Origin of the sequence: Candidatus Phytoplasma gossypii (assembly GCF_030586975.1) — a bacterium.
Classification (GTDB): Bacteria; Bacillota_I; Bacilli_A; order Acholeplasmatales; family Acholeplasmataceae; genus Phytoplasma; species Phytoplasma citri.
This window is the reverse complement of sequence record NZ_JAOSIT010000002.1, coordinates 22,813-34,957: the sequence shown is the minus strand read 5'-3', so window position 1 is coordinate 34,957 and position 12,145 is coordinate 22,813. Positions and strand designations below refer to the sequence as shown.

Genomic DNA, 12,145 nt, shown 5'->3' with positions numbered 1-12,145 from the left:
CTTTTCCATTTTGAAATAGCACTGGATTTCCAGCGGATATAAAAGCAGAATAGGGTGGCTTTCCTACATAAGTATCATATCCACAAGCTCCTCCTGCTTTGATTAATTAAAATTTATTTTTGTAAAAAATAAAATAAAAAAATATAAAATTTTATTCATTTTATTTGAAATGATTTTTTATGTTTGTTTGAAATTTTTTATTTTTTTTAAAAAAATTTAGAAAGGGTTTTTAATTGAATTAAAAACATATTCAATAGTTATGATTAAAAATTTAACATTAATAAATGCAAAATACCAAAAAAATCCTTTTAATTTATGTAATAATAATATTAAAAATAAATTTATTTTTAAATTACTTTTATTTTTAGTAATTTTTACTATTTTTTCTGATATATATGTAATCGTTTATTATAAAGTTAATGTTTTTGATATAAAAAAGATTTTTAAACAAATATTTTTTCATTATAGATTTTTTACTAATCAAATGGTTCTATCTATTTTGTATATTTTATGCACTTTTTTAGTAGAAATTAAAAATAAAGAAAGGCAAAAAAAAATTATTTTAATAGTATTAGTTAATTCTTTATTGACTTTTTTTGTTTATAATATGATCCTTGCCCCGATTTGGAAAAAATATAACGATTTTAATATTTTTTGTAATTATTTGCGACAAAATATTTTTTATAATGCAAATTTTTTTCAAAATATTTATGAAAGTCATTTTTTAAGTATTATCCAACATACTATTATTCCTTTAACTTTTTTTATAATTTTTATTTATTTAAAAATATCTAAGATTAAAATTAAAGAAATTTTTATTTCTTTTATACATCCTTTAATTTATTTATTTTTCTTTTTTTTATGTTTATTGGAGCCTTTAAAAACCTGTTTAGGTGTTCATTGTACATCTAATAAATGTTGGTTTCCTTATGCTAATATTCAATGCGATTATAATCTTCATGAGAATAAAATTTTTGGAGAACCTATTCTAGGAATAAATTATTTTAGGGGAAAAAAAGCAGTTTTTATTAGAGAATTTGTTTTATTTATATTATTTGCTGCATTTTTTTATATTATCTTTGAAATTAAAAATAAATCAGTTAAAGTAAAAAAAAGGATTTTAATTTATGAATAGTATATCTTTAATAAAAAAAAAAATTATTATTACTGGTATAAAACCTAGTGGAGATTTGACTTTAGGTAATTGGCTTGGAATTATTCAACCTTTGATATTATTACAGCAAAAATTTTCCGAACAATATGAATTTTATTTTTTTATTGCTGATTTACATGCTTTAACAACTTTTTCTAAAGAGTTTGACTTAAAACAAGTGATACGTAATATGGCAGCTATTTTGTTATCTTCTGGTTTATCCTTGTCTAAAACTACTTTTTTTCTTCAATCAGATATTTTTGCTCATACTTATTTAAGTTACATTTTGGAATGTAATTCTTATTTAGGGGAGTTGAATAGAATGATTCAATTTAAAGAAAAAAATAAAAAAAACTCTTCCAATTCAAAAGTTTCTCTTTTCACTTATCCTCTTTTAATGGCATCTGACATTTTACTTTATGATGCTGATATAGTTATAGTCGGAAGAGATCAAAAACAACATTTAGAATTAACTCGTGATTTAGCTATTCGTTTTAATTATTTTTATGGAGATGTTTTTAAAATTCCAGAATTTTTAAATATAGGATACACTATTAATTCTTTGAATAAACCTGATAAAAAGATGAGTAAAAGTAGTTTTTTAGATAAAGATCAAGATAAAGGTTGTATTTTCTTATTAGAAGATTTAGATAATATTAAAACAAAAATTATGCAGGCAGTAACCGATAATATAGGTAAAATAAAATATGATCCTCAAACGCAACCTGGTATCTCGAATTTATTAAAAATTTATGCAGGTTTAAAAGGTATTGAAATTTCTCAAGTAGAATTTTTATTTACCAATTATTCTTATAGAGAATTTAAAATAAAATTAGTATCTTTGGTTTTGGAAAAAATTAAAATTATTCAAAATAATTTTAAAAATGTTATTAATGATTCTATTTTAGAAAATATTTTGTCTAATGGAGCTTTTAAAGCTAACACTATATCTCAACAAAAAATTAATAAAATAAGAGAAATTTTAGGAATTAAATATTCTATGTAATAAATTTTTCAATAGAATAACATATTAAAATATTTTTTTGATTATTGAAAATTATACATTTTTAACAATCGAAAAAATTATAAAATTATTCTTAAAATAATAAAAAATAGAAATTAAATAGGAATTTTTTTTGGATTTTAGATATATTATGATATAATTTACACATATAAATACATTTATAAAGTGTTTTCTTATTTTTATAAAAAAATGGAATTTTGGATTTTATTTTTGTTTGGGTCAGAGAAAAAATTAAAAATTAATTAGAAAAGGTTATTTTTTGTGATTAAAAAAGAAGAAAATACCAATATTTTTTCTCAAAGTAAAAAAATTAATTTTAATTTTATTTTAATTAATATTGTTTTATGTTTTTTTTATTGTTTAACTGATATTCTTTTTGTTAGTGGTAATTATAAAATAAATTTATATGTTACAGGTGTTCATGGTATTGGTGATGCTATTGCAAAAGTTTTGAAAAGTAATTTTGCTATTTTGCAATATAATTCTTCTTTTGTAGGTTTTTTTGCAGCATTTTTTTATCTTTTAGTGAATTTTGTTTTGTTCATTTTTATTGCTTTTCCTAAATTAGATGGTAAATTTAACATTATTACTTTTTTAAATACTATTTTTATTTTTATTTTTTTAACTATTTTAACTATTTTAATTAATGGTAATAATGGGCTTGTTTTTAATAAAATGCAAAATTTTTTTGGTATTTTTGATTATGAGGGGAAGTTTTGGTTTAGTAATTTTTTAAGAGTCTTTATTGTTTCTTTGATAACTGGTATTATTGCTGGAATTTGTATTAGAATCGGCGGTTCTACAGGTGGCATAGATATTATTTCTAAATATTTATATATTTATAAAAAAAAAGATATTTCTTTAATTACTTGTATTTTTAATTATTTTATTTCTATTATTGCTACTTTTTTAATTTATACTACAACCAAAGAATTTTATTGGGAATCTATTTTCTTAACTAATTTTGTTAAAATACCTTTAACAACTTTTTTTATGTATTTAATTATTTAAAGTATCGATTAATAATAATTATAAATTTTAATTAAGGGATTTATTGTGAATATAATGATTGAAAATACTTTAGAAAAATTTAGAATTTATTTGCTACAAGAGTTATTATTATCGCAAAATACTATAAATGCTTATTTAATTGATTCTCGACAATATTTGAATTTTTTATTTCATATTTTAAAATTAAATTCTCCTAATAAAATACAAAAAAATCATGTTTCTGATTTTCTTAATTATATTTCTAAAAATAACGATCTAAGTAGTAGAACTATAGCGCGTAAGATTATTGTTATTAAAAAAATACATTTTTTTTGGTTGTTAGAAAAATGTATAAATCGAAATATTGTTGAAAATTGGAAAATCCCTAAAATTACTAGAAAATTACCAATTGTATTATCTTTTGAAGAAATTATTATTTTTTTAAATACAATAAAAAATGATAATTCTTCTTTTATAAGTTTTCGTAATAAATTAATGTTTGAATTGATGTATAGTTCAGGTCTAAGAGTATCTGAAATTTTAAATTTAACTTTATCATCTTTATATTTGGAAAAATTGCAGATTTTTATTATTGGCAAAGGTAATAAAGAAAGATTAGTGCCGATTACTAAACATGTTGCCAAATTATTTTATTATTATTTAAAAAAAATTAGACCTTTATTAAGTTTATGTCAAGATAAAAAGAATGATTGGGTTTTTTTAAATTATCACGGTCTTCGTTTATCTAGACAAGGTTGTTACAAAATTTTTAAAAAAAATATTTTATTATCTAAATTATCTGCGTGTTCTCCTCATACTTTAAGACATTCTTTTGCTACACATTTGTTAGAAAATGGTATGGATTTAAGGATTTTACAAAAAATTTTAGGTCATGAAGATATAACTACTACTCAAATTTATACTCATATTAGTCAAAAACGTCTAAAACAGATTTATTTAAAATGTCATCCTCGTGCTATCGATTATGATTGATTTTTTTTAGTAATAAAAGGGGGGATTAATAAGTGTTATCTACTACTTTATTATGTTATAAACAGTTATTTTTTTTGGAAAAAAGAAAGCAACAAATTATTTCTTTATCTTTTCAGCAAAATTATTCTTTTTGGTTGTTTAAATTCGATGTTATTGAATATTCTAAAATTATTTATGACCTTAAAAAACATTTATATACTTTTAATTCTTTTTTGAATAAAAAAATTATTTTTATAGAGAATATTTCTGTTTTGTTAGAATTGAAAAATAAAGTAGATTTTTCTTTTTTGTTTAATTTTCTTGAGAAATCTCAGCAAAATATTATTTTATTTGTTAGTTTAAATCATAATATTGTTAATTTTACATATTTATATAATAAATTAAAATGTTTCATGCATGTAGAAGAAGTTTTTGCGATTAATAATTCTCGAGATTTGTATAATTATATTTTGAAATCATTTGAAGATGATAATTTTCAAATTTCTTTTAATATAAAATCTATTCTTACTAAAGAATTAATTAATCATTATCGAGGTGATTTATTTTTATTAGAACAAGAAATAAACAAAATAAAATCTTATTATTTAAAGAATAAAACGATTGATGATCCGAAAATAATTAAAGATTTAATTTTTTACGAGCCAAATGAAAACATTTTATCTTTAATTAAATTATTGGTATCTCAAAAAAATTTAGAAAGTTATTTATTATTTATTAATTTGATAAATAAATTTCCAAATTTTTTTATGTTTTTTTTTCAAATTATTAAAACATTACAAGAATTAATTTTAATTTATTTTTATTCTTTAAAAAATAATAATATTTCATTAATATCTTCTTGGTGCAAACTTTCTCCGGCTAAAACTTCTCTTTTTTTAAAAGAAATAAATAATTTAAATATGGAATTGGTTTATAAATTATTTTTGTTAAGTTTTAAATTTTTTTATAACTTAAAAATCGGTTTTATACCATATTCGGAATGTTCGGATGTTTTTGTTAAAAGAATTATTTATAATCAAGAGCTAGAGGATTTTTAAATTTAAATCAATACAAATTTATTATTTTTTTAATCAATTAATGTTTTAAAAAATTCTTGTATATCTATAGACCCTGTTCTTAATATTTTAAAATTATTATTATTTATTTCTATGACTGCGGAAGGTATGTTAGATGAATTATAATTATTGGGTAATATTTTTTTCACTTTATACTGATAAAGTTGTTTAATAATTTTAAAATTATTCAAAGGCGGTTGTCCGCTTTGATTGACAGAAGTGGTTTTTAAAGGTCCTTCTTTTTTTAATATTTCAAGAGCTATAGGGTGATTGGGTATTCTAATGCCGATTTTATTTTCTTTAGTTAGTTGAAAATATTTTTTTTTAGTGTTAACTATTAAAGTTAAAGGACCTGGCCAAAATTTTTTAGATATTTTTTTTATTTGGTTATTGATTTCGATAATATTTTTTATTTGTTCTAAATTATAAAATAAAAGAGCCATTGGTTTGTTTAGATCTCTTTTTTTTAATTGATAAATTTGATTTAAACTTTGATTATCATTCCAAGGAGCACCCATCCCATACACAGTATCTGTGGGAAAAATAATTATGTTATTTAAGATTTTCATAAATTATTTAAAAGTTATCTTTCAATTTTTTTTGTTGAAACTCTTCTAGTAAAGGTTTTATAATTAAATCTATATTTCCTTCCATAAAATCATTCAATTTATATATTGATAAATTTATTCTGTGATCTGTTATTTTATTATTTGGATAGTCGTAAGTTCTTATTTTTTCACTTCTATCACTTTTCCCTATTAAATTTTTTTTAATTTGATTTTGTTTTTGTTTTTGTTCAGATTGTTTTTGATAATAAATTTTATTAGTTAATAATTGAAAAGCTTTTTCTTTGTTTTCGTGTTGACTTTTAGCTATTTGGCATGCTGTGCTAATACCTGTAGGTAAATGTGTTAATCTTACTGCTGATTTGGTGGTATTAACAGATTGTCCTCCAGGGCCGCTAGCATTAAAAGTATCTACTCTAATATCATTCCAATTAATTTCTATTTTGGGATGATTATCGTGAGGAATTACTAATATTTTAGCTGTAGATGTATGTATTCTCCCTTTATTTTCTGTTTTCGGAATGCGTTGTACCCGGTGTATTCCGGATTCATATTTAAGATAATAAAAAACATTTTTTCCTTTAATTACAAATTCGACAGAGGAAATTCCTTCTTTGGGAGTGGATGATAGATTGATTATTTCTAATTTCCATTTTTTATCTTCTACATATTTTTTATAAGCTCGAAATAAATCTGCGACAAATAAATTAGATTCTTGTCCTCCGATACCTTTTTTAATTTCTACAATTACATTTTGTTTATCTTCTGTGTTATATTTTTCTGGAGATAATAATTTTTCTAATTGATTAGTTTTATTTTGTATTTTTTTGTTTAAATTATTTTTTTCTGTTTCTAATAATTGAATTATTTCTTGATCCTGAATTTGATCATTTTGTTTAGATAATGTTTTTTGTATTTTTTGATATTCTTTTTCTAATTGAATATATTCTTCGTAAACAAAAACAATTTTTTGGAGTTTATTTAGTTCTTTTAATAAATCAATATTTTGAAAATTTTGTGGGTTTTCTAATATTTTTTTTTGATTTTTTAAATATTTTTTTTTGATTAATTCTAATTTCTCAAACATCTAAATGGTTATATCATCCTATTTTTTCATTCTATTAAATGGTCAGTTTCATTAAATAATAAACAATTAGAATCAAAATTAAAAAATTTAGTACTTGTTATACCTTGGCGATTTTTAGCAATAATTAATTCTGTATGCCCTAAATCGATATTATATTCGCTATATTTTTCTTTTGAATAGTATCCTTTTCTGTATAAAAACATGACTATATCAGCATCTTGCTCAATACTTCCTGAATCTCTTAAATCTGATAGAATAGGTTTTTTATCTTCTCTTTTTTCTACCTCTCTAGATAATTGAGATAAAGCTATAACTGGTATTTTTAATTCGCGAGCCATTTGTTTTAAACTTTTAGAAATATCAGAAACTTCTTCTTGACGATTATTAAAGTTAGATTGACGATTATTTGGATTATTTTTTCGAATTAATTGTAAATAATCAATAATGACTACATCTAATTTGTTTTGATGCTTTAATTTGCGGCATTGTGTTCTTATATCTAGAATATTGACTGCTACTGAATCATCAAAATAGATGTTTAATTTTTTAAGTTTATCAGCTGTTACTTTTAGTAATGATTTTTGAGTTTGATTTAATAATCCTAATTGAATGTTTTTATGAGGTATTTCGCTTTGAGAGCTTAATATTCTTGTTACTAATTGTTCATTGGACATTTCTAAACTAAAAATAGCTACATAGGTTTGAGAATTATTATTATTTTGAGCCATTTTAATTGCTAAATTAGTCATGAAACTACTCTTACCCATAGAAGGCCTAGCGGCAATAATAATTAATTCTTCTTTTTTCAATCCTAAAGTTACTTCATCTAAATTTGTATAACCAGTACTTATACCAATAATATTTTTATTTTGTAAATTGTTTAGAGTTTTTTCTTGTACTATTTCTATTAAATTATTAATTTTAACAAAATTATTATTTTTACTTTTATTAGAAATTTGAAAAATTTTTTCTTCCGCTAAATTTAAAAAAATTTGTGGCTCAATGTCAGGATTATTTAAACCTTCATGCACAATAGAAGAAGCAGTTTGAATAATATTTCGTTTGATAGCTGCTTCATTAACTAAATTAATGTATGTTTCCAAATGATAAATAGATGGAATTATTTCTCCTAATTGAATTAAATAGTTTTGTCCGCCATCTATATGAATATTTTTATTTTGTAGTAATGTATATACCGAATAATAATCTATAGATTTTGATGTTTCAAATAATTCTTGAATTGCTTGGAAAATTTTTTGGTTATTAAGATTAAAAAAATCACTAACCTCTAAACGACCTAATACATTAATGATTTGTTTCGGTTCTAAAAAAATAATTCCTAAAATGGATTTTTCTGCTTCTGCGTAATAAGGAAGTTTTATATTTTCATTCATGATTTTTTAGCTTTTACATTAATTGTTAAATTAGCTATGATATTATCTTTCAAAATAATATTAGCTTTGTAGATACCTAAAGAATTTATTTCGTTATCTAAAATGATTTTAGGTTTATCTAATAAAATATTATGACTTTTATAAAGTTCATCTATAATGTGTTTAGGAGTTATTTTTCCGTGCATTTCTCCATTTGGACCTATTTGGATTTGAATAGTAATTGATTTATCTTCTATTTCTTCTTTGAGTTTGGTCATTAAGAGAATTTTTTGTTTTTCTTTTTCTTCTTGGATTTTTTTATCTTGTTTTAATTTTTCAATATTTTGAGAATTTGCTAAAAGAGCTTTTTTGGTTCTAATTAAATAATTACCAAAACCAGCATTAACTTGAATAATTTCTTCTTTTTTACCTTTATCAGCTAAATCTTCTAATAAAATAATTTTCATATTCTCATTTCCTTCTTGATATTCATTTTTTAAAATTGTTTTTAATTCTGATACAACATCATTAATATTGGCATTTTTAATTTGAGCAGCTGCGCTATTAATATGTCCTCCTCCATTCATTTGTTCCATAACAATTTGCACATTAATATTATCGTTACAGGATCTAGCACTAATGCCTATTTGATGAGTAGATGATAATTCTCCTATTACAAAAGCTGCTTCAATATTTTGTATATTTAAAGAATTTTCTGCTACTTTAGCTAAAAATGAACGATCATCAATCGGTTTATTACTTGTAATGATAGCAAATTTTTTCATGTAAATCTCCATACGAGATAATAATTGATTCATTTCTAAAATTTGATCATAACTTTGTCTTAACCATAATTTAATTTTTTGACTTTCCGCTCCCATACTAATTAAACGTGATGCTACTTCTAAAGTTCTTTCGCTAGTTCGAGAAGTAAAATAATTAGTATCAATAATCATACCTCCATACATAATAGTTGCTTCTAAAGGAGAAATGTATACTGGATGGTTTAAAAAAAATATTAATTCCATTATCATTTCTACGGTTGATGAAGCGGAGGCATCTATATAGGCGAATTTGTTTGAAATAATTTTTTCTGAAGAACGATGATGATCAATAATGATTATATTATCGGTTAAAGTTAATAATTCTTTGTTATCTAAAATTTCTAAATGTTGATTATCTACAATAATAATTAAGGAATTTTTATTTATCATTTTATTGGCTTTTTGAACATCAATAATATTTTTGAAAAGATTGGGATTTTCTTGATTTAAAATTTCATAAATATTTTGAAAATTTTTCTCCATTAAGTTTATATCCATGATAATATAATGATCTTGATTGTTATTTAATGAAGATGCTATTTTATAAATAGCAATCATTGAACCAAAAGCATCTAAATCTGGATTTTTATGACTCATAAAAAAACAATTATGGTGTTTTTGAATCAGATCTTTAATGATTTCCGAATTAACTCTAGATATGATTTTAGAGTTTGTATTTAAAGAAGCTTTAGTGGCTCCGAAATATTGAATTTTTTGATTTTCAATATTAACAACTACTTGATCTCCGCCTCTTTTTTGGGCTAATTCTAATGCACTTTGAGAATAATAAGCTAATTGGTTAAAAGGTAAGTTATAACAAGCAATTCCCATAGATAAAGTTATGTTTAATTTATATTTTTCAGAAATATTTCTGATATTTTTTAAAATTGAAAATTTTTCTAATATCATATTTTCCAATTGTTCTCTTTTTAATAAAAGTAAAAATTTATCATCTGATAATTGCTTTAAATAACTTTCATAAATTTCGAAAAAATCTGAAATAGCACTTAAATATTCCACTTTGATTTGTGATTGTTCAGAAAAATCTAAATTTTTTAAAGAATTTTCTAAATTATCAAAGGATAGAAATATTAAAGCAGGTGTAGCTTGATGATAAAGAATTTGTATTTTTTCTCTTTGGGTTACATCAAATAAATAAAAAACATTAAATTCTTTTTTATATAGACAATCAAAAAATTTATTTCCTATATTTAAAACTATTTGTTTTTCTTTATCTTGAGTATTTAATAATTCGGCCATTTGTTTATTTATTAAGTTTAAAGAAGTATTAATATCAGGGTTATTAAATATTTTATTAGCGTAAGTATTTATCCATTCAATAGTATTGTTTGTCGTATTAATTACGATAATTCCTATAGTTAATTCGTTGAATACTTCTTCGCCTATTTTATCTATATAATAAGATAATTTAGACCACAAAGATAATCTTTTTTGTAATCTTTTAATTTTTAAACTTCTTTGAAAATGCATATAAATGCTTAAAATAACTAATTTTCCTAAAATGCTAAAAAATAATTTAATAATAATTTTTTTTACTTCTTGAATTTCTTTATTTGGGTTATGAATTAATAATTTGATGTTATCATAATCAAGGAAGGTCATATATAAAAATGTACCAATCAAAATTATAAATAAAAAAATTTTTTTATAATTGAGATTTTTTTTTCTTAATGTTAACATAATTAATAATTAAACTCTCTTTTCTAAAAAAAAACGGGTTAAAAATAAAGATAATTCTATTATATAAAAAAAACAAAACAAGTTATTTAAAAAAACTTGTTTATTATTTATAAATATTTTATTTTTCCACAAAAGGTATTAAGGCCATATGACGCGCTCTTTTTATAGCTATTGCTAATTTTCTTTGCCATTTAGCACATACTCCGGTTATTCTGGATGGTAAAATTTTACCTTCACTATTTATAAATTTTTTGAGAATTTCTATATTTTTAAAATCTATATCGGTGAATTTATTTTGCTTAAAAAAACATACTTTACGACGTTTTTTAAAATATTTTTTTCGAATCATTTGCATATATATTTTATTTACATTCCTTAGTTAAAATTAGTATTTATTATTTTTTAAAATTATTAAATATTTAAAAAAGCGAATCATCATCATCTGCTTCTTTATTATTAAAATCTGTATTATTTTTGACATCTCTATTGTTTAATAATGTTCTTTCAACATTTAAATTATTAGAATATTCATTTTTTTGTTTATTTTTTTTATAATCGGAATATTCTTTGCTTTCTAAAAATTTAATATTTTTGCACACGATTTTGGTATCGAAATTGGTTTTTTGGTTATTATTAGGATCTTCGTATATTTCTGTTCTAACTTTACCTTCTACAGCTAACAAGCTACCTTTATTAATGTATTTGGTTAAATTTTCTGCTTGTTTGTCCCAAACAATACAACGAATTATATCTGATTCTTTTTTGCCTTCTTGATTTGTGTATTCTCTATCCACGATTAAATTAAAAACAACATAAGGTGTGTTAGTTTCTTTTGTAAATCTTATTTCAGGATCTTTAGTGATTCTTCCTATTAAAAGTACCCTATTTATCATTACTGTCTCCTATTTGTGTATTTTCTTTATTTTTTGATAATTAAAAAACGAATTATTTCTTCGGTTATTTTCATTAATTGATTAAATTTTTCTACAAATGTATTATCTGCTTTGATTGTGGATTGTACATAATAACCTTGCTTAAATTTTTTAATTGGATAAGCTAATTCTTTTAACTCTACAGAAGTTGAAGTAATTTCTTCGAAATGATTAATATCTTTATTTTTAAGAAAAGTTTTGTTTAAATTTTCTACTATTTCTTGAGCTTTTTCTAGGCTTATATTTGGTTTTATAATGTACATTAATTCGTATTCTTTCATGTTTGTGGATTTTTTGCTCCTTTTTTATACAATTTTTCCTAATAAAAAATATTTTAAATCTTAACTATATTGTTAGATTATAACTTTATAAATCAAATCAAAAATAATTATATTTTGTCAAATTAAATTTTAATAGAAATTTTAATATTTTTAATAATAAAAAATA

At 21.5% G+C, this 12,145-nt stretch carries 12 protein-coding genes; 5 read left to right on the top strand and 7 right to left on the bottom strand.

Translation table 11 applies throughout. The annotated features are described in order from the left end of the window. Window positions 1-259 precede the first annotated feature (259 nt). From OC698_RS00325 to OC698_RS00305, 5 genes are all read left to right on the top strand, one after another. A complete protein-coding gene (locus OC698_RS00325; protein ID WP_304512770.1) occupies window positions 260-1,135 on the top strand; it encodes a hypothetical protein in 876 nt (291 codons plus the stop codon). Further along, complete coding sequence (gene trpS / locus OC698_RS00320; protein ID WP_304512769.1) at window positions 1,128-2,159, top strand: tryptophan--tRNA ligase; 1,032 nt, start codon at window positions 1,128-1,130, stop codon at window positions 2,157-2,159. Before OC698_RS00325 ends, trpS begins: the two co-directional genes overlap by 8 nt. 279 nt (window positions 2,160-2,438) lie before the next feature. Next, a complete protein-coding gene (locus OC698_RS00315) occupies window positions 2,439-3,188 on the top strand; it encodes a YitT family protein (RefSeq protein WP_304512768.1) in 750 nt (249 codons plus the stop codon). A gap of 54 nt (window positions 3,189-3,242) precedes the next feature. Continuing rightward, window positions 3,243-4,160: a tyrosine-type recombinase/integrase gene (locus tag OC698_RS00310; protein WP_304512772.1), complete on the top strand. Its 918-nt coding sequence runs from the start codon at window positions 3,243-3,245 to the stop codon at window positions 4,158-4,160. Window positions 4,161-4,192: 32 nt separating this feature from the next. After that, complete coding sequence (locus OC698_RS00305; protein ID WP_304512767.1) at window positions 4,193-5,197, top strand: DNA polymerase III subunit delta; 1,005 nt, start codon at window positions 4,193-4,195, stop codon at window positions 5,195-5,197. Window positions 5,198-5,226: 29 nt separating this feature from the next. Here OC698_RS00305 and OC698_RS00300 read toward each other — a convergent pair whose 3' ends face one another. The 7 genes from OC698_RS00300 to rpsF form a co-directional block, all read right to left on the bottom strand. After that, window positions 5,227-5,784, bottom strand: a complete 558-nt coding sequence (locus tag OC698_RS00300; protein WP_304512766.1) for an L-threonylcarbamoyladenylate synthase — start codon at window positions 5,782-5,784, stop codon at window positions 5,227-5,229. 7 nt (window positions 5,785-5,791) lie between these two features. Further along, window positions 5,792-6,868, bottom strand: a complete 1,077-nt coding sequence (gene prfA, locus OC698_RS00295) for a peptide chain release factor 1 (protein WP_304512765.1) — start codon at window positions 6,866-6,868, stop codon at window positions 5,792-5,794. 26 nt (window positions 6,869-6,894) lie between these two features. Then, entirely contained in the window at window positions 6,895-8,262 is a 1,368-nt protein-coding gene (gene dnaB / locus OC698_RS00290) for a replicative DNA helicase (protein WP_304512764.1), read from the bottom strand. Beyond that, a complete protein-coding gene (gene rplI, locus OC698_RS00285) occupies window positions 8,259-10,766 on the bottom strand; it encodes a 50S ribosomal protein L9 (protein WP_304512763.1) in 2,508 nt (835 codons plus the stop codon). Before rplI ends, dnaB begins: the two co-directional genes overlap by 4 nt. A gap of 118 nt (window positions 10,767-10,884) precedes the next feature. Further along, window positions 10,885-11,121: a 30S ribosomal protein S18 gene (gene rpsR / locus OC698_RS00280; RefSeq protein ID WP_304512762.1), complete on the bottom strand. Its 237-nt coding sequence runs from the start codon at window positions 11,119-11,121 to the stop codon at window positions 10,885-10,887. Window positions 11,122-11,185: 64 nt separating this feature from the next. Beyond that, complete coding sequence (locus OC698_RS00275) at window positions 11,186-11,659, bottom strand: single-stranded DNA-binding protein (protein WP_304512761.1); 474 nt, start codon at window positions 11,657-11,659, stop codon at window positions 11,186-11,188. A gap of 26 nt (window positions 11,660-11,685) precedes the next feature. Continuing rightward, the gene (gene rpsF, locus OC698_RS00270; RefSeq protein WP_304512760.1) at window positions 11,686-11,979 is read right to left on the bottom strand and encodes a 30S ribosomal protein S6; all 294 of its coding nucleotides are present in this window, start codon (window positions 11,977-11,979) and stop codon (window positions 11,686-11,688) included. Between the last annotated feature and the right edge of the window lie 166 nt (window positions 11,980-12,145).